The 20843-nt window shown below is 63.1% G+C and carries 17 protein-coding genes; 9 read left to right on the forward strand and 8 right to left on the reverse strand.

Annotated features, from left to right (window positions below; all coding sequences use genetic code 11):
* Window positions 1-50: 50 nt before the first annotated feature.
* Window positions 51-1751, forward strand: coding sequence for a sensor histidine kinase (locus KEC16_RS06645; protein ID WP_211547092.1), 1701 nt, complete (start codon window positions 51-53; stop codon window positions 1749-1751).
* A gap of 5 nt (window positions 1752-1756) precedes the next feature.
* Here the strand turns inward: KEC16_RS06645 and hrpB are convergent, their stop codons facing one another.
* Window positions 1757-4255, reverse strand: coding sequence for an ATP-dependent helicase HrpB (gene hrpB / locus KEC16_RS06650; RefSeq protein WP_211547094.1), 2499 nt, complete (start codon window positions 4253-4255; stop codon window positions 1757-1759).
* A 283-nt stretch (window positions 4256-4538) separates the two neighbouring features.
* Between hrpB and KEC16_RS06655 the strand changes: the two genes are divergently transcribed.
* Window positions 4539-4901 (forward strand): c-type cytochrome, encoded by a 363-nt coding sequence (locus KEC16_RS06655; RefSeq protein WP_346344044.1) that lies wholly within the window; start codon window positions 4539-4541, stop codon window positions 4899-4901.
* A 54-nt stretch (window positions 4902-4955) separates the two neighbouring features.
* Here the strand turns inward: KEC16_RS06655 and KEC16_RS06660 are convergent, their stop codons facing one another.
* The 3 genes from KEC16_RS06660 to KEC16_RS06670 are packed head-to-tail and all read right to left on the reverse strand — an operon-like array spanning window position 4956 to window position 7843.
* Window positions 4956-5429 carry a GNAT family N-acetyltransferase gene (locus KEC16_RS06660; protein WP_211547098.1) on the reverse strand — a complete coding sequence of 158 codons (474 nt, stop codon included), beginning with the start codon at window positions 5427-5429 and terminating at the stop codon, window positions 4956-4958.
* A gap of 6 nt (window positions 5430-5435) precedes the next feature.
* Window positions 5436-6827: a cobyrinic acid a,c-diamide synthase CobB gene (locus KEC16_RS06665; RefSeq protein ID WP_211547100.1), complete on the reverse strand. Its 1392-nt coding sequence runs from the start codon at window positions 6825-6827 to the stop codon at window positions 5436-5438.
* The gene (locus KEC16_RS06670; protein ID WP_346344045.1) at window positions 6824-7843 is read right to left on the reverse strand and encodes a glycosyl transferase family protein; all 1020 of its coding nucleotides are present in this window, start codon (window positions 7841-7843) and stop codon (window positions 6824-6826) included. The genes KEC16_RS06665 and KEC16_RS06670 overlap by 4 nt, the downstream gene beginning before the upstream one ends.
* Window positions 7844-7955: 112 nt before the next feature.
* On the opposite strand from KEC16_RS06670, the gene KEC16_RS06675 reads away from it, so the two are divergent.
* Together KEC16_RS06675 and KEC16_RS06680 are read left to right on the forward strand one after the other, a co-directional pair.
* Window positions 7956-9023 (forward strand): PA0069 family radical SAM protein, encoded by a 1068-nt coding sequence (locus KEC16_RS06675; RefSeq protein WP_211547104.1) that lies wholly within the window; start codon window positions 7956-7958, stop codon window positions 9021-9023.
* 74 nt (window positions 9024-9097) lie between these two features.
* Window positions 9098-9691, forward strand: a complete 594-nt coding sequence (locus KEC16_RS06680) for a hypothetical protein (RefSeq protein ID WP_211547107.1) — start codon at window positions 9098-9100, stop codon at window positions 9689-9691.
* Between the two features lie 21 nt (window positions 9692-9712).
* Here KEC16_RS06680 and KEC16_RS06685 read toward each other — a convergent pair whose 3' ends face one another.
* A complete protein-coding gene (locus tag KEC16_RS06685; RefSeq protein ID WP_211547109.1) occupies window positions 9713-10285 on the reverse strand; it encodes a YqgE/AlgH family protein in 573 nt (190 codons plus the stop codon).
* A 137-nt stretch (window positions 10286-10422) separates the two neighbouring features.
* On the opposite strand from KEC16_RS06685, the gene KEC16_RS06690 reads away from it, so the two are divergent.
* The gene (locus KEC16_RS06690; RefSeq protein WP_249208878.1) at window positions 10423-12369 is read left to right on the forward strand and encodes a protein-disulfide reductase DsbD family protein; all 1947 of its coding nucleotides are present in this window, start codon (window positions 10423-10425) and stop codon (window positions 12367-12369) included.
* A 7-nt stretch (window positions 12370-12376) separates the two neighbouring features.
* Here the strand turns inward: KEC16_RS06690 and KEC16_RS06695 are convergent, their stop codons facing one another.
* Window positions 12377-13354, reverse strand: coding sequence for a cyclic nucleotide-binding domain-containing protein (locus KEC16_RS06695; protein WP_211547111.1), 978 nt, complete (start codon window positions 13352-13354; stop codon window positions 12377-12379).
* Between the two features lie 175 nt (window positions 13355-13529).
* Here KEC16_RS06695 and ubiT point away from each other — a divergent pair, with 175 nt between their 5' ends.
* The 4 genes from ubiT (at window position 13530) to KEC16_RS06715 (ending at window position 17249) form a co-directional block, all read left to right on the forward strand.
* Complete coding sequence (ubiT, locus tag KEC16_RS06700; protein ID WP_211547113.1) at window positions 13530-14207, forward strand: ubiquinone anaerobic biosynthesis accessory factor UbiT; 678 nt, start codon at window positions 13530-13532, stop codon at window positions 14205-14207.
* Window positions 14207-15205 (forward strand): ubiquinone anaerobic biosynthesis protein UbiU, encoded by a 999-nt coding sequence (gene ubiU / locus KEC16_RS06705; protein WP_211547115.1) that lies wholly within the window; start codon window positions 14207-14209, stop codon window positions 15203-15205. The genes ubiT and ubiU overlap by 1 nt, the downstream gene beginning before the upstream one ends.
* A complete protein-coding gene (ubiV, locus tag KEC16_RS06710) occupies window positions 15202-16122 on the forward strand; it encodes a ubiquinone anaerobic biosynthesis protein UbiV (protein WP_211547117.1) in 921 nt (306 codons plus the stop codon). The genes ubiU and ubiV overlap by 4 nt, the downstream gene beginning before the upstream one ends.
* A 101-nt stretch (window positions 16123-16223) precedes the next feature.
* Window positions 16224-17249 (forward strand): hypothetical protein, encoded by a 1026-nt coding sequence (locus tag KEC16_RS06715; RefSeq protein WP_211547119.1) that lies wholly within the window; start codon window positions 16224-16226, stop codon window positions 17247-17249.
* Window positions 17250-17346: 97 nt separating this feature from the next.
* On the opposite strand, the gene KEC16_RS06720 is transcribed toward KEC16_RS06715, so the two are convergent.
* A complete protein-coding gene (locus KEC16_RS06720; protein WP_211547121.1) occupies window positions 17347-17736 on the reverse strand; it encodes a response regulator in 390 nt (129 codons plus the stop codon).
* A complete protein-coding gene (locus tag KEC16_RS06725) occupies window positions 17733-20843 on the reverse strand; it encodes an EAL domain-containing protein (RefSeq protein WP_211547123.1) in 3111 nt (1036 codons plus the stop codon). The genes KEC16_RS06720 and KEC16_RS06725 overlap by 4 nt, the downstream gene beginning before the upstream one ends.

Below are 20843 nucleotides of genomic sequence, written 5' to 3' on the forward strand. Positions count from 1 at the left end.
ATATGACCTCTATATGCTGTTCGTCAGTGCAGCATATAGAGGGAACTGCGATGCCAGTTTGTCCTCGGGATCAGACCAGACCGAGTATCACCATCCGCGCCGGAGGACCTCTGTTCCTGGGGCCGCTGCTGCTGATTCTTGGCCTGCTGACCTATCAATGCTGGACCGGCTATCAAGCCGCCCGCCGCGAGGCACAAACCACCGTCATCAATCTCGCCGATATGCTGACCCTTACCATCAAAAGCTCGTTGGATCGCATCAGCACCGATCTGGATGTCTTCGCCAGCATCATCGCCAAAGAACATGACTTTCCCCTCAGCATCGCCGCCGCCCGGAACGCTGAAATCGAAGAACATATGCGGATTTCCCTGCAAGGGTTCGAAGCCGTCTTGAATTATCGAATTTTCGACGCCGCCGGCCAAAGCGTGCTGGGAATCGGCCGCGTCGATCCTCGGGTTAAGATCAACGTGGCGGACCGGGACTGGTTCCAAAAACTGCAAAACGCCCCCACCCGAACATTCGTTTTATCGGAGGTCCTGATCAGCAAGGCCAGCGGCCGCTTGGGCGTTGTCTTCGCCCACCCCATCCGCGACGATGCCGGCCGCTTCCTGGGGAGCGTCAATGCCTATATCGACCTCGACTGGTTCCAGACCATCATCGACGCCTTGAATATTGGTGACGAGGGATTGGTGACATTGCGGCACCGCGAATTGTCCCGGCTCTTGCTGCGTCGGCCCAAGGTCGAAGCGCAACTCAACGAATCCCTGACCGGGCTTTATCAGTTGCATACATCCAACCTCACCAGGGTCGAGGGTGAATTCGAATCCGCCATCGACCACCTGAGACGATTATATGCATTCCGCGGCATGGGATCCTATCCGCTGACCGTGGTTGTTGCCGTCAGCGCCAATGATTACCTCAAGCCCTGGTATATCCAGGCCACCGTCACGGCGGCGATCGCCTTGCTGTTAAGCGCAATCCAGATCGTCATCTACCGGCGCCTGACCCAGGCCTATCGGCAAAGCCTTGCCCAGGCCGATGAATTGCAGGCCATCAACGTCAATCTGCAACGTTCCAACGCCGAACTGGAAGAATTCGCCTATATCGCCTCGCACGATCTGCAATCCCCCTTGCGCAACATCGCCAGTTTTTCGCAATTGCTGCACCGCCGGTTCAAGGATCAATTGGGAACCGAGGGCGCGGAATTCATTGACTTTATCGTCAGCAACACCATGCGCATGTCCGGCCTGATCCAAGATCTTCTGACCTATGCGCGGGTATCGCGGCAATGCGCGCCGCCCCCGCCTGTCTCCGTCAACGACGTCGTTAATGTGGTGCTGACCGATCTGGCCCAACCCATCAGCGAGGCGGGAGCCAATATCGACATTGCCAGCCTGCCGGTCATCCCCATCAACGAACACCAATTGTCCAGCTTGTTCATGAACCTGCTCGACAACGCCCTCAAGTACCGCCATCCCGACCGCACACCGGAAATCACCATCGCCGCCGAGCCGACGCAAAACAACATGTGGCTGTTTTCCATCGCCGATAACGGCATCGGCATCGCCCCTGAATACTGGGAGCGGATTTTCAGCATCTTCCAACGCTTGCATACCGTCGATCGCTACGAAGGAACCGGGATCGGCCTTGCCTTGTGTCGACGCATCGTCCATCGCTGGGGCGGCACCATCTGGGTGACCTCGGTTCCGGATACGGGCTCGACCTTTTTCTTCACCGTCCCCGCCCAATAAGCCCGTTATCGGCGGGGCTTGACCCTGGCCGTCGGCTCGGCCTGCATGGGGTCGTCGGGCCACCAATGCTTGGGATATTGCCCTTTCAGGTCGGCTTTGACGGCGTGATAGGCATTGGCCCAAAAGCTGGCGAGATCGCGGGTGACCTGGACCGGACGTCGCGCCGGACTGAGGAGGTGCAACAGCAACGCCACCTGTCCGTCCGCCACGCGCGGCGTATCGGCACAGCCGAACATTTCCTGCAACCGCACCGCCAACACCGGCACCTCCCCGTCGTAATCAAGCGGCACCCGACTGCCCGACGGCACCGCCATATGGGTCGGGGCCATCTCGTCCAGACGCTTGCTCATCCGCCAGTCCAACATCGCGCGCAAGGCGGCGTTCAAATCCAGTTTGTGCAAATGAGCGCGGCGGGTAATGCCGGTCAGATAAGGGACCAGCCAGATTTCCAGGTTATCGACCAGGGCCTGATCCGACAAATCGGGCCAGCCGCCATGCGGATCATTAATCCGCAAGAAGCTGACCCGACGGCGGAATTTGCGCAACTCGTCCGACCATGGCAGGCATTCAAGCCCCATCTGCCGCACGCCCTCGGCCATGGCGGCGGCCAGATCGGCCGGCGGCACCTTGTCGAGTTTGCGTTCTTCCAACACCAAGGCGAACAGGCGCGTCTGTCGCACCGCCTGCACCACCTCGTCGCGCCGATCCCAGACCACCTTGGTTTCGCTTCGGATGGCATCGGCGAAATGTTCGTCAAGATCGCTCCGGGTCAATGGCGCGGCCAGGAAGATCTTGGCCTCGCGGCGGTCGCCGTCCAGTTCCGCCGCCACCAGCCAATCCTCGGCCGCCAGCGGTTCGTGTTGCTGAAAAAAGGCGCCGCGGCCACCCGACAGGGCATAGCGCGGCTCGCCCCCCGGACGGCGCTTGGCGATGCGATCCGGATAGGCGAAGGCCAGCAACACCCCGCAATCGCGCATATGGCCATCCTGCTCGCCGGGCCGCAGCCCCAGCCGCCGCCGCCAGTCCTTGGCCGATTGGCGGGCGCGGGCCAAAGCGCCGCGATCCGCCGCCAAGCCATGGCGCGGATCAAGTCGGTCACCGCCGCGCAAAGCTTCGAGACGCAACCGGATATCGCCGTCACGGGCGCCACGTTCGGCCCGGAGCACGTCGCGTTCCGACAAGATGGCGGCGATGTCGCAAGCCAGCCCGGCCATTGCCAAATCCCGCGCCCGCAAGACCATATGGGCAAGACGCGGATGCATGGATAAGCGGTTCATGGCCTGACCATGGGCGGTGATCGCCCCGTTTTCCCCCACCGCCCCCAATTCGCCCAGCAGATCGCGTGCTTGCGCCAGGGCGGCGGCCGGCGGCGGGTCAAGCCAGGCCAGGGTGCTGACATCGCGCACGCCCCATTGCGCCAGATCCAAAGCCAGCGGGGCCAGATCGGCTTCGGTGATTTCCGGGGCGGTGAAGCCGGCCAAGGCCCGATCCTCGGCTTCCGACCACAGCCGCCAGCAGGTTCCGGGGGCTTGCCGGCCCGCTCGCCCTCGGCGCTGATCGGCGGATGCGCGGCTGACGGGGACGGTGACCAACCGGGTCATGCCGGAACTGGGATCAAAGCGCGGCAACCGCATCAGACCGCCATCGACGACAACGCGTACGCCGTCGATGGTCAGCGAGGTTTCGGCAATCGAGGTGGCCAGCACCACCTTGCGCATTCCCCGGCCCAAGGGACGGATGGCGCGGTCCTGATCGGCCTGCGACAAATCGCCATAAAGCGGCGACACCTGGGCGTCAATCCCGGCCAAGCCAGCCTGCACCCGGCGGATTTCGCCCGAACCAGGCAGAAAGGCCAAAACGTCGCCATCATCCTCGGCCAGGGCTTGACCGATGGCCGCGACCATCGCGTCGACGAATCGCCGTGGCTCGGGCCGGGCCAAAAAGCGGGTTTGCACCGGGTGGGCGCGGCCGGCGCTGGTGACCAGCGGCACGCCGCCCATCAATGCCGCGACCGGGCCGCCATCCAAGGTTGCCGACATCACCAGCAATTTCAGATCGTCGCGCAGGGCGCCTTGGCTTTCCAGACATAGGGCCAGCCCCACATCGGCATTGAGCGAGCGTTCGTGAAATTCGTCGAAAATCACCAGCCCGATTCCCGGCAATGACGGATCGTCTTGCAGCATGCGGGTCAGAATGCCCTCGGTCACCACTTCGATGCGGGTGGCCGGACCGACCTTGGAATCCAGCCGGACGCGATAGCCCACGGTTTCCCCCACCGCCTGGCCCAAGGTCTCGGCCATGCGGGCGGCGGCGGCGCGGGCGGCGAGACGGCGCGGTTCCAGCATCAAGATGCGTTGTCCGCCAAGCCAATCCTGGTCCAACAGAGCCAACGGCACGCGTGTCGTCTTGCCGGCTCCGGGCGGTGCCTGCAAAACCAATCCGGGCGCGGCGGCCAGGGTCTGAAGGATCTCGGGCAGGATGGAATCGATGGGCAGAGCTGTCATGGGGATTTCTTAGCGTTTTCGTGGCCATTAGGGAACCGCAAGCGGTTGAAGTTCGCTTCAATGTGAATGATAATGCGCGCCCGATGCACCCCTAGACGGGTCTGCGGGAGGAAGATGTTTTTCGCCAAGGCCGCGCGCCCTTCAGCCAAGGCGAATTGCCCTATTTCCGCCCAGAAGTTTTTCTATTCTGATCATGGGTCGGTCACCACGCCGGATCGGGCCTGACGTCATAGGACATGGTGTTATTTTCACACTCGCTTAAATAAGCAATTGGGAGATGATGATGAATAAGATGCTCGGTCTGGCTTTCGCCGCTTTGCTGCTCGCCCCGGTCGCCGCCAACGCGGCCGACGCCCCCAAGGCTTTCGACAAGTGCAAGGCCTGTCACAAGGTCGAAGCCGGCAAGCACGGCGTTGGCCCCTCGCTGGCTGGCGTGTACGGCACCAAGGCCGGCACCAACTATCCCGATTTCAAGTACTCGCCGGCTCACACGGCTTCCGGCGTGACCTGGGATGACGCCACCCTGACCAAGTACCTGGAAAACCCCAAGGGCGTCATTCCGGGCAACCGTATGGTGTTCGCCGGCTTCAAGGACGAAGCCGACGCCAAGGCCGTCATCGAATACTTGAAGACCCTGAAGAAGTAATCCTCCACGGATTGCCGACAGGACGCCGCCGCCCCCATCGGGCGGCGGCGTTTTTCATGGCGAAAGGTCCTTGCGCATCAACACCGCGTCGCGCAGGGCGCCAAGGCCGTCAACGCGGTCGAATGCGCTCCATCCGGCGGCGGCGTAAGTCGCGGCGGAATGCTGGGTCATCAGATAAAGCCGGCGAAAGCCAAGAATGACCGCCTCTTGTTCGATACGTGCGAACAAGCTGGTGCCGATTCCGTATCCTCGGGCCGGCGGCGCCACGTAAAGCGAGGCAACCCAAGGCGTCAGCTCTGACCGCAACGGGCAATCGCTGGCCCACAAACTGACCATCCCCACCGCCTGCCCCGCCTCGGAACAAGCAACCAGCGTCAACGGCACGCCATCACGGCGAACGCCTTCATAGCTGGCCATGGCCTCGGTGATCGTCTTGCCCCCGCCCCGTCCCCATTCGGCGTGTTCCCATTCGGCACAGACCGGGATATCGCCGCGCCGATCGGCAAGATAATGAAGGTTAAAGCGCATGCGCCGCTAATGCCCGCGAACGCCACGGCAAAAAGCCGCGAAGCGCGCCGCCCACGGACTGGCTCCGACGCTGCGCATATGGGCGTAATTGGCCAAGGCATTGCCGACGATCAGGCCGTCGCGATGCTGGCCCATGCCGGCGCCGCGCACCACTTCATAGGCGAAGCGCATCTCTCCCGTCAGATTCTCGATGCGGGAATGGTGGAATTCATGCGCCGGAGTGATGCCGGGGCCGGGCTCGAGCCGGGGCCAGGGGAAATCGGCGGTTTCGCGCAGGCGGACATAGCCGCGCCCCTGCGGCCGCGCATGCATCACCGCGTCACCGGGAAGGATGCCGACCATGGCGCGCCGTTCGCCGTTCCAGACAATCGCCCGCGACAGATACATCAACCCGCCGCATTCGGCATAAATGGGCAAGCCGGCCTTGGCCTTGGCCGCCACATCGGCGCGGAACCCCGCATTCGCTTCCAGCCGTTCAGCCTGGGTTTCGGGAAAACCGCCGCCGATGAACAGACCGTCCACATGGTCGGGCAACTTGGCGTCGCCCAAGGCGTCGACGAACAGCAATTCGGCCCCGGCCTGACGCAGTGCCTCAAGGTCATCGGCGTAATAAAAGCCAAAGGCGGCATCGCGGATGACGGCGATGCGCAAATCGGCGGCCGGCGCGGCGGCAGCGTGATGGGGCGAGACCTCCACCGGAATGGTGTCGCCGGCCAAGGCGATGACCGCGTCCAGATCAACCTGGGCGGCGACGCAATCGCGCAATTGGGCGATGGCGGCCTGGGCCTCCGTCTCTTCGTTGGCCGGAACCAATCCCAAGTGACGTTCCATGATGCGCATGGCGCTGGCCCGCTGCACCGCCCCCAGCACCGGAATACCGGTATAATGGGCGACCACCTCGCGCAGCTTCTTTTCGTGGCGCGGCCCGCCCACCTTGTTCAGAATCACCCCGGCGATGCGCAAGGACGGATCGAAGCCGCGATAGCCCAACAACAACGGCGCGATGCCCCTGGTCATGCCCGAGGTATCGACCACCAGCACCACCGGGGCATCCAGCCATTGCGCCAGGCTGGCCGAGGAATTGGAGCCTTCCAGATCGACGCCGTCATACAGACCCTTGTTGCCTTCGATCAGGCTGATATCGGCGTCACGGCTGGCGCTTTCGAACAGGGCGCGGATGTGCTTGGGCGGCTGGGTGTGGAAATCCAGGTTGCGACACGGCCGCCCGGTGGCGGCGGACAGCCATAACGGATCGATATAATCAGGGCCTTTCTTGAACGGCTGCACCACCAGCCCGCGCGCCGCCAAAGCGGCGGCCAGCCCCACGGTCACCGTTGTCTTGCCCGACGATTTATGCGCGGCTGAAATCAGCAGCCGTGGCGCCGCCCGGTAGCTCACGCCGCCCCCGGCAGCGCGCCCTTGATTCGGTCGCGCCACATGGCCAGGGCGGCGCCTTCGGCCTCCGCCACCGATTTGGCCCGGCCGCAATAGCGCAAGACAATGGCCATGGTCCCGGCAATGGCGGCAACCGCCATCTCGTCGTTGCCTTCCCCGCGCCACAACGCCTTGAGCCGGGCGAGGTCCAGGCTTTCCTCCTTTTCGCGCACACCGCTGACCAAGGCCGGCCAATCCTCGGTTCCCGGCTGGCCGTCTTGCAAAAAGAACACCTCGCACGATTTTTCCGGCCGCCGCTCGACTTCGCCGCCATCGCCCTTGAAGGCGGCCATGGCCTTTTCGCCCATCAGCCGCGAGCCTTCCTGGTGGACCGGCAGATAGGGCGGGTGGGTGACGCCATTGATGGAAAAGGCGGCGTTGAGCGGGTTGACCATGCGCGCCACCGTGTGAATGGGCGAGCGCAGCCCCAGCAATTGGCGCAAGCCCATGATCTGATGCAGGGCCGGCGACAGGTGCTCCAGCCGCATATAGGCGAAGGCGTGATCGTTCAGATGAGCCGCCGCCTGGGCAAAGTCAGTGGCCACGGGGACGCCCAACGCCGCCAACACCTGCGACGTATAGACGCGGCCGCCGGTATGGCCCTCGGCCCCGTGCATGAACACCTTGACGCCGTGCTGGGCCAGACAGAGGGCGGCCGGCACGTAATAGGGCAATTGCCGCGACTTGCCGGCATAAGAGGCCCAATCCACATCCACCGCCGGCAGCCCGGCCGGCACGTTCAGATGATCCTTGATCCCCAAGGCCAGCCCGGCGGCTTCTTCCGGCAATTCGGTCTTGACCCGCAGCAGGCACAAAAAGGCCCCCAATTGCGCCTGTTCAACCTCGCCCCGCATGACCATGCCCATGGCGGTCCGGGCTTCGTCCAGGCTGAGCGGGCGCGACAAATTCGGCCCCTTGCCAAGAATGCGCACATATTGGGCAAAGGGATGTTCAAGCGGCGAAGCGGCTGAATGGCTCACGGGACGGTGCCTCCTGGCTGGAATTCTTTCCCACATGATACGCTAATATAGCGGGCAGGAAACAAGCCCGATTCTTCTGGAACAAAAGCGGAACATGCATTAAATTCGACAAATGTCCCACAGCATCTCCCATCGCGGCGTCCGGAGCAATCCCGATGGCCGCTTCGAAAACCAGCGCCGCCAGGCATTCGATGACGGCTGGGACCACCCCGAAGACGCCTTGCCGCCGCTGGCCACCACGGTGATGGTCGATGCCACCCGCACCATCATCACCCGCAACGATTCCCCCGACATTGCCTTCGACCGCTCGATCAATCCCTATCGCGGCTGCGAGCATGGCTGCGCCTATTGCTTTGCCCGACCGGGACATTCCTATCTGGGGCTGTCCCCCGGACTGGATTTCGAAACCAAATTGTTTGCCAAGCCCGAAGCCGCCCGCCTGTTGGAACGCGAATTGCGCAAACGATCCTATCGCCCCGCCCCCATCGCCTTTGGCACCAACACCGACCCCTATCAGCCGATCGAAGGAAAATGGCGGGTGATGCGGCATTGCCTGGAAGTCTTGCGCGATTTCAATCATCCCCTGACCATCGTCACCAAGGGCCATCTGATCACCCGTGACCTTGACATCCTGGCCCCGATGGCGGCGCGGCGGCTGGTGCATGTGGGGATTTCGCTGACCACCTTGGACCGCGATCTTTGCCGCCGCCTCGAGCCCCGCGCCAGCGTGCCGGCCGCCCGGATCAGGGCGATCCGAGCCTTAACCGAGGCCGGAATCCCGGTCACCGCCATGGTGGCGCCGATCATCCCCATGCTCACCGATCATGAATTGGAACGCATCCTGGCGGCGGCGGCGGCGGCCGGCGCCAGCTCCGCCATTTATATCTTGCTGCGCCTGCCGCACGAAGTGAAGGACCTGTTCGCCCAATGGCTGGGCGAACACCGGCCCGAGCGCGCCGCGCATATCTTGTCGCTGTTGAGCCAAAACCGGCATGGTCGCCTTAATGACCCGCGCTTCGGCGCCCGCATGAAAGGACACGGCCACCACGCCGACCTCTTGGCCCAGCGCTTCCATCTGGCGTGCCGGAAATTCGGCCTGCATCACAAGCGTGATTGGGACCTCGATTGCAGCCAATTCGCCCCGCCGCACCAAGCCGGCGATCAATTGGCCTTGCTATGATTTGCCCGCTCACAGCCAAAAGGATATTATCCGCCGCGCAAATGACCATTACGGGTTAATTCCGACAAGGGGGAATGATGTCAGTGAAGATTCTATGCGCCGCCATGGGCCTGTGCCTTAGCCTGGCGGCCTGCGCGGTCGGCAACACCACCGATTACCGCGACGTGGTGCCGCCGCTGGGAGTGGCGACGCAAAAGACCGTCGCCGTCGAAACCATCGACATGCGTCCCTATGTGCTGGCCGACGACAATACGCCGCAATGGGTTGGCATGGTCCGTGGCGGCTTTGGCAATCCCTTCGGCGTGCACACCCAATCGGGCGCCCCCTTAGCCACCGACCTGACCCAGGCGACCATCTCCAGCTTGAAGGCCAGCGGCGTCAAGGCGGCGCCAGCGACGGCGCGCACCGCCTCGGACCGCAACTTGCGCATTACCGTCCGCGATTGGAAAACCGATTCCATGTTCACCACCTCGGTCTATTTCAACGCCGAGGCCGAAGTGCGGGATCAAGCCGGAACGGTTCTGGCCCGGAATGCCGTCAATGACAAGGTCGTGCACGACAACGAATCCATGAACTTGCCGTCCACCAAACTGGAACGGGCCAAGGCCGCCTTTAAGACTTTCATGGATCGCCTGCTCGATGGCGGCATCCGCCAAGCGCTGCGCTGACCGCTTGCGGGCCGGGCGCGATCAGGCGTGCCCGGCTTCCACCGACAACAGGCTGGGATCGACCCCCAGCTTGTGGATGGCCGCTTCCCATTTGTGGGCAAGGTCGGTGGCGAACAGCAAGGATGGATCGGCCGGCACGTTCAGCCAGGAATTTTCCTTGATCTCGGCATCCAATTGCCCGGCGCTCCAGCCGGCATAGCCCAGCGCCAGAATGCTTTTTTCCGGCCCGTCGCCCAACGCGATGGCGCGCAGCACGTCAACGGTGGCGGTCAGGGCGATGCCCTCTTGCACCAGCATGGACGAATCGTGCATGTAATCGTCGGAATGCAGAACGAAGCCGCGGCCACCTTCCACCGGACCGCCCAAATGGACGCGAATGCGCGAACATTCCGGCCCGGTCTCGATCCCCAATTGCTCCAGCAACTCGCCGAAAGTCAGCCCGTCGAACAGGCGGTTAACCACCAGCCCCATGGCGCCTTCGGCCGAATGGGCGCACAGATAGACCACGGCACGCTCGAATCGGGGATCCTTCATCTGCGGCATGGCGATCAGGAATTGGCCGGACAAATAGCCTTGGGTTTTTTGCATCGTCATGGCTCCACAGATAGGCCGGAACGCGTCTCGGTGCAACCCCGCAGACGTGTTGCGGCGCAGCCACCGCATGACCGCCAGTTAAGTTGACAAATGGCCGTGGTATTGCTGTGCTGCGCCGGTTCGGATGCAAGGAATTGATGATGCGACGGCTGCTGCTGGCCCTGGTGGGAATGATGACGGTGCTGGGATCGGCGGCCATGGCGGCGCCGGCAACGTCCGACTGGGTCGAAAACGAAGCCGGCAAGGTCCGCCTGATCGCCGCCGCCACCACCACCGGCAAGGCGGCGAGCATGCGCTTGGGCGTTCATTTCCAATTGCTGCCGGGCTGGAAAATCTATTGGCGCACCCCCGGCGACGCCGGCTATCCGCCCAAGATCGACTGGAGCGGCTCGAAGAATGCCGGCGCGGTGACGGTGCTGTGGCCGGCCCCCAAGCGTTTTGTCCTCGCCGGCCTGCAAAACCACGGCTATGCCGGCGAAGTGGTGCTGCCCCTGGACGTGGCCTTGCCGCGCCCGCACAAGGCGGTCAGCTTGAAGGCCAATCTGGATTATCTGGCCTGTTCCCAGATTTGCGTGCCCATGCAGGCGGATTTAAACCTGACCGTGCCCGCCGGGCCGGCCCAGCCCTCGGATTTCGCCGACGTGATCAGCCGCTTCGCCGCCCGCGTGCCCGGCCCCGCCGATGTTCAAGGCATCAGCATCGATTCGGTGGAATTCATCAGCGCCGGCGAGACGACATCGGTGCGCCTCAGCGTCAGCAGCGCCACCCCCTTCGATCACCCGGATCTATTCATCGAACCCGCCGAAACCGCCAGCTTCGAGGCGCCACGCCTGCGTTTGTCGGCGGATCGCACCCAGGCGATCCTGGAATCGGCAGTGGTGCCCGGCACCCTGACCGCCCCGTTGGGGCAAACCCCGCTGACCGTCACCCTGGTCGATGGCGAACGCGCCATGGAACTGACCGCGATCCCGGTGGCCGGCGCCGCCTTGCCGCCCATGACCGCCGACGCCGTTGACGGGGCGTCTTTTCTGGCCATGCTGGGCATCGCCTTGTTGGGCGGGTTGATTTTGAACCTGATGCCCTGCGTGCTGCCGGTGCTGTCCATCAAGGTGCTGGGCGCCCTGGGCCATGGCGGCGCCCAATTACATCATATCCGCGCAGCCTTCATCGCCTCGGCCGCCGGCATCGTCGTCTCGTTCCTGGCCCTGGCCGCACTGGCCATCGCCATCAAATCGGCCGGCGCGGCGGTGGGCTGGGGCATTCAGTTCCAGCAGCCCGCTTTTCTGGCGGTGATGATCGTGCTGTTGCTGGGCTTTGCCCTCAATCTATGGGGCGCCTTCGAAATCCGTCTGCCTTCGGCGTTGATGAACGTCGGCGGCGGCGGCGGCGGCCATCACACCTTGTTGGGTCATTTCCTTTCCGGCGCTTTCGCCACAGTGCTGGCGACACCGTGCTCGGCCCCGTTCCTGGGCACCGCCATCGGCTTTGCCTTGGCCCGCGGTCCGGTTGAAATCCTGACCATCTTCACCGCCTTGGCTTTGGGCATGGCCGCCCCCTATTTGCTGGTCGCGGTGTGGCCGCAGGCGGCGCACAAGCTCCCCCGTCCGGGCCGTTGGATGGTCCGGGTCAAGCATGTGATGGGCTTGGCCCTGGTCGCCACCGCATTGTGGCTGGGACTCATTCTCGCCACCCAGACCGGCCTGCTGAGCGAAGGCGACAAGGCCGACGGCGCCACCGCCTGGGTCAAATTCGACCAAGCCGCCATCGCCCGCGCCGTCTCCGAGGGCAAGGTGGTGTTCGTCGATGTTACCGCCGATTGGTGCATTACCTGCAAGGTCAACAAGGCCGCCGTGCTGGACCGCGCCCCGGTGGCGACACGGCTTCGGGACGGCTCGGTCATCGCCATGCGCGCCGACTGGACCACCCCCGATTCCGGTGTTGCCGCCTATCTGGCGTCGTTCGGCCGCTATGGCATTCCGTTCAACGCCGTCTATGGGCCGAAGGCGGCGAACGGCATTGCCTTATCCGAATTGCTGAGCAGCGACGAGGTATTGGCGGCGCTCCGCCAAGCCGCCGGGCCTTAACCCCGCGTCACCCGCGCTTGGCCCGCACCCGCGACCGCGCCTCGGCCAGTTCACGGCCCATCTTGCGAATGTCGTGCAGCAGGGTTTCCAGCACCAGGATCACCAGATCGGGGGTCCGGTTCAGCTGCGATTTCAACGCCGCCTTGGGCAAAACCAGACAAACGGTATCCTCGCAGGCTTCAGCCCAGGCCATGCGCGGCTGATCATCGATCAACGCCATTTCACCGAACACGCCGTTATCAATCAGCTCGGCCAAAACCACCTTGTCGCCATTAACCATCTTAAAGATGGAAACCCGGCCGCTTTCGATGACATAGGCCTCGTCGCCCACATCGCCTTCGGCAAAAATCGGCTCCCCCGCCTTGAACCGTCGCCGCGACGACCGTTCCCCCCCGGTCTTGGCCGCCTGCGCCCCCTGCGCCATGGCCTTGCGCACCATCGGCTGGGCAATGCCCGGCGGAATTTCGATCAGCGGCCGAGGTTTCGGCAACGGCGCCGACAATCGCCGATTGACGCCTTCCGGCGGCGGCCGATCCATGCTCCGCCGACAGGGGCCGACGAAGGGATCGGCCTGGACGAATGGTCGCGGGTTCAGCAACACATTGCGCACCCGCCGAAACAGCGATTCAGCCGATACCGGTTTGGCCAGGAATTCGGTGATGCCGGCATTGCGGGCCAACACCACGGTATCCATGTCGGCCGCCCCCGAGACCATGATGATGGGGATATCCGCGCATAAGGGGATTTCCCCGATCCGGATCAGCCGGGTAAAGGCGATGCCGTCCAAGGGCTGCATTTCGTAATCCACCAAGACCAGATCAATCTTGCGATCACGCAGGATTTGCACGCCTTCGGGGCCATCGCCCGCCTCCACCACCTGACGGGCGCCGAACGAATTCAGCGCCGATTTGATGAACGAGCGGGCATAACGGCTATCATCGATGACCAGCACGGTGATGGTGCTGAGGTCGATGTCGACGATCATGGGACAGGTCCTTGCGCCGTGACGGCGGATAATTGATATGATTGTCCTTTCTAACGACAAACAAGTTTCGTTCCAAGGGGCCTCGGCCCTATCTTGCTGTCGCTTGACGGTGGTCAACGCGCGAGGCTATGACCGTTGCCAACAATTGGCCCCCTCCTCCGAAGGACGCGAAAAGATGATGGAAGGGCAATTCCGGCCGGGGCACCGCCCCATGACGCCGCCGTTTTCCCCAGTGTTACTGCTGGGTCTGGCCTTGAAACCGCTGCGCCCGGCCTTGCTGCAACCGCTGTTCGACGCCATGCTCAAGCTGGTGCGCAACCGCCACCCCGATATCTTGGAGCGGATGGAGGCCTATGGCGACAGGATAGTGTGCATTGATCCGGTTGACCTGCCCTTCGCTTTGTTGCTGGAACCCAATCCGGCCGAGCCGCGCCTGACCGTGCGCCGCTTCGTCGATGCCGACGAGGTGCATGCCACCATTCGCGGGCCGCTGGAAACCCTGATCGCCCTGGCCGAGGGCAAGGTCGATGGCGACGCCTTGTTCTTTTCCCGTCAGTTGCAGGTGGAAGGCGACACCGAGGTGGTGGTGGCCTTGCGCAACGCCATCGACGGCGCCGGCATCGACCTGATCGCCGATCTGGCCTCGGCCCTGGGGCCGCTGGCCACCCCGGCCCAACGCGCCGCCAGCAGCGTGCTGGAAACGCTGTCGGCCTTGCGCGGCGGCGTCGAGACCATGCGCCAATCGCTGATCGCTCCGGCCATGCAAAACGCCGCCGCGCGCGACGCCCGCCTGGCCGAGCTGGAAGCGGAGGTCAAAGCCCTGCGCAAGGCCAGCCGCCGAGGACATGCCTGATGACTGAACTGATCCGCCCGGAACTGGTTTGCCCCGCCGGCACCCCGGCCGCGTTGAAAAGCGCCGTCGATGCCGGCGCCGATTGCGTCTATGTCGGCTTTCGCGACGAAACCAACGCCCGCAATTTTCCCGGCCTGAATTTCAATCGCAAGGAACTGGAAGACGGCATCGGTTATGCCCATGCCCGTGGGGCCAAGGTTCTGGTGGCCATCAATACCTTTCCCCGCGCCGGTCACCCCGAAATCTGGCATGCGGCGGTCGATGACGCGGCGCGACTGCAAGCCGACGCCGTCATCTTGGCCGATATCGGCCTGATCGATTACGCCGCCCGCACCCATCCCGATTTGCGCCTGCATTTGTCGGTGCAGGCGGCGGCGTCGAACCCGCAGGCCATCCGCTTTTACGCCGAACGTTTCGGCGTCCGCCGGGTGGTGTTGCCGCGGGTGCTGACCGTGCCGGAAATCGCCGCCATCAACGCCATCATCGCCCCCATCGAAACCGAAGTATTCGTCTTCGGCGGCCTGTGCGTCATGGCCGAGGGCCGTTGCGCCCTGTCGTCTTACGCCACCGGCCAATCCCCCAACATGAACGGGGTCTGCTCTCCCGCCAGCCACGTCCGCTATGTGGAAAGCGGCCACGGCATCACCTCGCAACTGGCCGGCTTCACCATCAACCAATTCGGTCTGAACGAACCGGCCGGCTATCCGACCCTGTGCAAGGGCCGCTTCATCGCCAACGGCAAGACCAGCTATCTGTTCGAGGAACCGACCTCGCTCAACACGCTGACCATGCTGCCCGATCTGATCAAGGCCGGGGTCACCGCCTTCAAGATCGAAGGCCGCCAGCGCGGCCGGGCCTATGTGGCGGCGGTGGTCCAGGCCTTTCGCGCAGGGATCGACGCGGTGATGGCCGGACAGCCGGTTCCCGACATGGATTTGGACTGCATCACCGAAGGCGGCCGCCAAACCACCGGCGCCTATGAAAAGGCTTGGCGATGACCAAACACGATCCCCTTTCGCCGCTGCGCCTGACCCTGGGTCCGGTGCTGTTCAACTGGCGCCCCGAAAAGCTGCGCGATTTTTATTTCCGCATCGCCGACGAAGCCGAGATCGACAGCGTCTGCGTTGGCGAGGTGGTGTGTTCCAAACGCACGCCGTTCTTCGCCCCCTTCGTCGGCGAAGTGGTCGAGCGACTGCGCGCGGCGGGCAAGGAAGTCATCTTGTCGTCACTGGCCCTGATCATGACCGAGCGCGAAGCCAAGCAGGCCGAGGAATTGAGCCAGGCCGGGGATTTTCTCATCGAAGCCAACGATATATCGGTCGCCTCGATGCTGGCTGGCCGGCCTTTTGTCGCCGGCCCCTTGCTGAACATCTACAACGAAGGAACCTTGGCCTATCTGCATGGTTTGGGTGCGGTCCGCGCCTGCCTGCCGGCAGAGCTGCCCGCCACCATCATCGCCACCCTGGCCAAGAACAGCGGCGCTGAAATCGAAGTGCAAAGCTTTGGCCGCCTGCCGCTGGCCATCTCGGCCCGCTGCTATCACGCCCGCTCGCGCAATCTGGCCAAGGATGGCTGCCAATACGTCTGTGCCGACGATCCCGACGGCATGGCCGTCGATACCTTGGACGACGAGCCGTTCCTCGCCGTCAACGGCACCCAGACCATGTCCTATCATTACCTTGACCTGTTGGCCGAGCTGGCGCCGCTGCGCGCCATCGGCGTCAATCGCTTGCGGCTGTGGCCGCACGATGTCGACATGGTCGCGGTCGCGGCCCTGTTCCGCGCCGCCGCCAACGGCTTGATCGCCCCCGAAGACGCCGCCCAGCACCTGGCGCAATTGTGCCCCAAGGCGGAATTCGCCAATGGATATTTCCATGGCCGCGAAGGGCATGCCTTTGTTCAGGCCCAAGCGTGACAGCAGCCCTTGTTCCCGCCCGCAACCCTCGGCATAATCCTTTGCTTGGGTGATGGCGGTACAGGGGGGCTGTGCCGCCGGGGCTAGTTTGGGGACCGGGTATGGCAGAGGCAGTCAACAGCAGCGCCAAATCAAGCGAAGGCGATGACGGTATCGTCCGTTTCGATCACAAGTTCTTTAGCTCGTTCGACGACCTGTATTTTCGCACCACCGATGTCGGCGAACCCGTCGCCGTGCTCAAACTGGCCGCCAACGAAGCCATTTTGGGCTTCGAGGGCATCAAGCGCGAATTCATGCTCAAACCCGATTCCCATGACGCCAAGATGCTGGATCGGGTGGCGGAAGGGCTGCAATTCATCCGCGGCCTGCGTCCGGGCGAGGCCCTGCCCAAGGAAATCACCACCCGCGAAGCATCGTGGGACCCGACCGAGCGCCACCGCCGCATCGCCCGGCAACGTCTGACCATGCAGTTGGTCACCTGGCTGACCGGCAACGAACATATCTTCACCTCGGCCGAGGAACTGATGCAGGTGGCCGAAGATCCGCAGGTGAAGAAGAACATCAACCTCGCCTTCGCCGAAGCCGCCGAAGAACTGGGCCTGGGCCGCGACCGCCGCGAAGAGGTGGTGCAATACATCGAAACCCTGGCCAAGGAACTTGCCTATATCGAATGCGAGCGCGACGTCTTCGCCGAAATCTGCAAGATCGACGACAAGGTGCAGGATTTGCGCCGCATCTATTCCGCCGACCGCTCGATGATTGACACCACCGATCAAGTGGCGCGCCTGTCGCAACGGGCTTTGAAGGTCTTTCGCGATTATTTCGAACAGGTGGATGCCCAGACCGGCGAAATTCTCGCCATGCTGAAGAACATCGACAACCAGATCGAATATATCCGTTCGGTCCGCGACGAAGTGCATCGCCGGCAATTGCCGTGGGAAGATTTCATTCCAATCTGGAAGTCGCTTTATGCCGTGCGGTCGGATGAAAACACCAACCGCATCCGCGACCTTTACCAGTTCCTGGCGCCGCGCTTCATGCAGGTGAACGAATGGGTGCTGGTGACCAAACGCGGATTTGAAACCGGCGGCAAGAAAAAGCCGATCGGCGGGATCATGCGCTGGTAATACCGGCCGCCCTTTAAAATGATCCGTTCCGGCGGCCGGCAAGCCCGAGCGGCATTTGAGCCGGCCGTCTCGGCATGAATTGATCCAACGGATCAGTTCATTGGCCGGGCGGTATAAGACGATCCTTGTTGCAATATTGCTCGACCTCTTCCAGCAATTTGCGCACGGAAATCGGCTTGGTGATGACCTGATTAAAGCCTTCACTCAGGAAGCCGTTGACCGATTCCGGGTCGGCGAAAGCGGTCACCGCCAACACCGGCATGGCGCGGGTGCGGGGATCCTCGCGCAGCTCCTTCAACAAATCGACACCCGAACGTTTCGGCAGTTGAATGTCCATCAGCACCACGTCGGCACCGCCGGCAGCCATCTCGACCAGCCCATCGCCGTCGGACGATTTCAGCGTCCGATAACCGGCGATGGACAGCGCTTGATCAAGCAGCTTCATGTTCATGGCGTTATCTTCGACGATGATTACCGTGCCGCTCATGCCTTCCCCCCCTTGCTCCAGGACGTTCCGTCATAGCCGGCGGCAAACGTACAAAAATCTCCGACCGGCATTGGACGGCCAATCAGATAGCCCTGGATTTCATCACAACCATGGTGCAACAGCAACGAGGCCTGGGCCTCGGTTTCAACGCCTTCGGCGATGGTCTTCAAATTCAACGAATGAGCCAGCGAAATGATCGCCTTGGCGATGGTGCGGCCGTCTTCGTCATGGTCCAGATCGCGCACGAAGGCGCGGTCGATCTTGACCGTATCGACAGGGAAACGCTTTAGGTAAGCCAGCGACGAATAGCCGGTGCCGAAATCGTCGATGGACAGGGTCACCCCCAGATCGGCCAGCCCGCGCAGCACCCGCAGCGTGCTTTCGCCATCGGCCATCAGCATGCTTTCGGTCAGTTCCAGATCCAACAAGCGGGCGTCGATGCCGCTGCCGCGAATGACTTCGGCCACGGTCTCGGCCAAATCGGCTTCGCGGAATTGGCGGCCCGAGATATTGACCCCCATGCGCACATGGGCCAGGGGCGAGCCTTCCCAGATCTTCAACTGCCGACAGGCCTGTTCCAGCACCCAGCGGCCCAAGGGCACGATCAGGCCGGTTTCCTCGGCCACCGGGATGAACTTGTCGGGGGCGATGGTGCCCAGTTCCGGGTGCCGCCAGCGGATCAGCGCCTCGGTGCCGACCAGGGCGTAATCGGACAGCCGCACCTGGGGCTGATAGAACAATTCGAACTGTCCGGCCTTGAGCGCCTCTTTCAGCGAACGCTCCAGCGTCAGCCGCTCCGACACCGCATAAGACATGGCGGTATCGAAGAACCCCAGACGTTGATCGTCACGCTTTTTCACCTGGTGCAAAGCCATTTCGGCGTTGCGCAACAGGTCCAGCGGCTCGTCGCCGTCACGCGGGAACACCGATACGCCGATATCCACCGGCAAGGCCAGATCGCTGCCGCCGATATTCATCGGCCGGTTCAGCAATTCCAGCACCTGCTCGGTGCCGGCGGTAACCCCGGCCAGATCACGCAAGCCCGGCAGCACCACGGCGAATTCATCGCCAGCCAAGCGAGCGGCGGTGCCGTTATGCAGACTGACCCATTGTGACAACCGCCGCGCGGTTTCACGCAGCACGCCGTTGCCGACATCATGGCCCAGCGAATCGTTGATCATGGTGAAGCCGGCCAGATCAATGGTCATCACCGCCACGTGCTGGCCGGTGCCGCGCGCCGCCGCCAACGCCTGGCCCAAACGATCGCACAGCAAGGTGCGGTTGGGCAGATCGGTCAACGAATCGTGATTGGCCAGATAGGCCACGCGCTGGGCCAATTGCTTGTTTTCGGTCAGATCGCGAATGGTCCCGGTGAACAGGCGGCGCTTGTCCAGGCGCAGTTCCGATACCGACAGATGTACCGGGAACAAAGCGCCGTCCTTGCGCTTGGCCATTACCTCGCGCCCGGTGCCGATCAGACCGCCGCCCTGGCCCTGCATATAGGCCTTCATATAGCCGTCATGGCGGCCGGCATCGGGTTCAGGCATCAGAACCGAGACATTGGTGCCGATCAATTCCGACAACGGATAGCCGAAAATGCGCTCCACCGACAAATTGGCGGAAACGATCAGCCCCTCCTCGTCGATGGTGACGATCCCGTCCAGCACGGTATCCATGATGGCGCGAATCCGGTGTTCGCGCGCCGCCACCGCCCGCATGGCCGCCGTCACCTCGGTGGTGTCGCGACCAACCAACAACGCCGCTGTATGGCCATCGCGGCGCAGCGGCACGGCGTTGATTTCCACATCGCGGGTCCGGCCGGCGAAGGTCAGAATCTTGACCGGAACCGGATGATCTTCCTCGTACAGGGCTTCGATGCCCATGTCGAACAAGCCACGGTAATCGGGATGGACGAAATCGACGAACGCCTTGCCCTCGCAGGCCGAGGCGGCCGGAGAGCGCAACAGCCCCAGACCGGCGGCGTTGATGCGTTCGATCTTGCCATCGACGCAAACACAGATCAGATCAGGCGACAATTCGACCAGATCGCGATAGGACGACTGATCTTTCAGCAGCGCCGATTCCAACATGGAAACGTCGGTGATGCGGTCCAGCATCTTCAGGATCTGCGACCCGGAACTGAGGATGGTTTCGCCATATTCGCGATAGCCGACAGGAGCCAACGGCCCCAGCATTTCGGTCGCGATCATCTCAGAGAAGCCGATAACATCATTAAGCGGCGTGCGAATATCCCGGCTCATGCGGCCCATGAACTCGGTTTTCGACCGATTGGCCAGTTCCGCCTCTTCCTTGGCCGCTTCCAAATTGGTTGCCGCCGCCCGCTCGCCGGTGATATCGCGGGTGAAGATAGCGCAGCGCCGCGCCTGGCCCTCGGCCCCGACCGCCAAAAAGCGATGGGTGAACCAGCGCGGGCCGTCATTGTCCTCGGATTGGATGGTGCGCCCAGACCCCAGGGCCTTGTCGAAAAAGGCGCGGCGACGCTCTGCCAGTTCGGGCGGCATCAGGGCAAAGGCGTCCATGCCTTCCAGTTCCTCGGAACGCCGGCCGAAAGCCTCGGCCGCCTGGGCGTTCAAGGTGATGACGTGGCCGTCTTCGTCCAACAGCATCGCCATGTCATGGCTGGCGTCGAGCAACGCCTGGGCGGTCTGGTGCGACAGCTCCAACGCCGTGCGCGATTGCTGGCGCTCGATGGCATGACGGATGACGCGGGGCAGCATATCAAGCCCGGCCAACGACTTGACCACGTAATCCTGCGCCCCGGCGCGGATGGCGTCTTGCGCCACCCGTTCGTCGTCCAGCCCGGTCAGCACCACCAACGCCTTATCCGAAGCGACTTCGGTCAGGCGCAACACCGAGGTCAGGCCGGCGGCATCGGGCAGCCCCAGATCGGCCAGGATACAAGCATAATCATTGGCCCGCGCCAGGGCGACGCCATCGGCCAGAGTGCCACAGCAATCGGCTTTCCACCCGGCCATCGCCTCAGCGAGCTTGATCTCGATGAGGCGTTGGTCGCCAGGGTTATCCTCGATGACGAGGAGCCGTTTGGAGGGGGCGCGGCTATTCATGGTTTCATGAAGATGACGCAT

Source organism: Magnetospirillum sulfuroxidans (assembly GCF_018224925.1).
Classification (GTDB): Bacteria; Pseudomonadota; Alphaproteobacteria; order Rhodospirillales; family Magnetospirillaceae; genus Magnetospirillum; species Magnetospirillum sulfuroxidans.

Excerpts from the sequence above, each read along its gene's own strand:
- KEC16_RS06690 (WP_249208878.1), top strand. The coding sequence starts at position 10,423 with ATGATGCGACGGCTGCTGCTGGCCCTGGTGGGAATGATGACGGTGCTG.
- KEC16_RS06680 (WP_211547107.1), top strand. The coding sequence starts at position 9,098 with ATGATGTCAGTGAAGATTCTATGCGCCGCCATGGGCCTGTGCCTTAGC.
- KEC16_RS06685 (WP_211547109.1), bottom strand. The coding sequence starts at position 10,285 with ATGACGATGCAAAAAACCCAAGGCTATTTGTCCGGCCAATTCCTGATC.
- KEC16_RS06655 (WP_346344044.1), top strand. The coding sequence starts at position 4,539 with ATGAATAAGATGCTCGGTCTGGCTTTCGCCGCTTTGCTGCTCGCCCCG.
- ubiT (WP_211547113.1), top strand. The coding sequence starts at position 13,530 with ATGATGGAAGGGCAATTCCGGCCGGGGCACCGCCCCATGACGCCGCCG.
- KEC16_RS06720 (WP_211547121.1), bottom strand. The coding sequence starts at position 17,736 with ATGAGCGGCACGGTAATCATCGTCGAAGATAACGCCATGAACATGAAG.
- KEC16_RS06660 (WP_211547098.1), bottom strand. The coding sequence starts at position 5,429 with ATGCGCTTTAACCTTCATTATCTTGCCGATCGGCGCGGCGATATCCCG.
- KEC16_RS06715 (WP_211547119.1), top strand. The coding sequence starts at position 16,224 with ATGGCAGAGGCAGTCAACAGCAGCGCCAAATCAAGCGAAGGCGATGAC.
- KEC16_RS06725 (WP_211547123.1), bottom strand. The coding sequence starts at position 20,843 with ATGCGTCATCTTCATGAAACCATGAATAGCCGCGCCCCCTCCAAACGG.
- KEC16_RS06675 (WP_211547104.1), top strand. The coding sequence starts at position 7,956 with ATGTCCCACAGCATCTCCCATCGCGGCGTCCGGAGCAATCCCGATGGC.
- ubiU (WP_211547115.1), top strand. The coding sequence starts at position 14,207 with ATGACTGAACTGATCCGCCCGGAACTGGTTTGCCCCGCCGGCACCCCG.
- ubiV (WP_211547117.1), top strand. The coding sequence starts at position 15,202 with ATGACCAAACACGATCCCCTTTCGCCGCTGCGCCTGACCCTGGGTCCG.
- KEC16_RS06645 (WP_211547092.1), top strand. The coding sequence starts at position 51 with ATGCCAGTTTGTCCTCGGGATCAGACCAGACCGAGTATCACCATCCGC.
- hrpB (WP_211547094.1), bottom strand. The coding sequence starts at position 4,255 with ATGACAGCTCTGCCCATCGATTCCATCCTGCCCGAGATCCTTCAGACC.
- KEC16_RS06695 (WP_211547111.1), bottom strand. The coding sequence starts at position 13,354 with ATGATCGTCGACATCGACCTCAGCACCATCACCGTGCTGGTCATCGAT.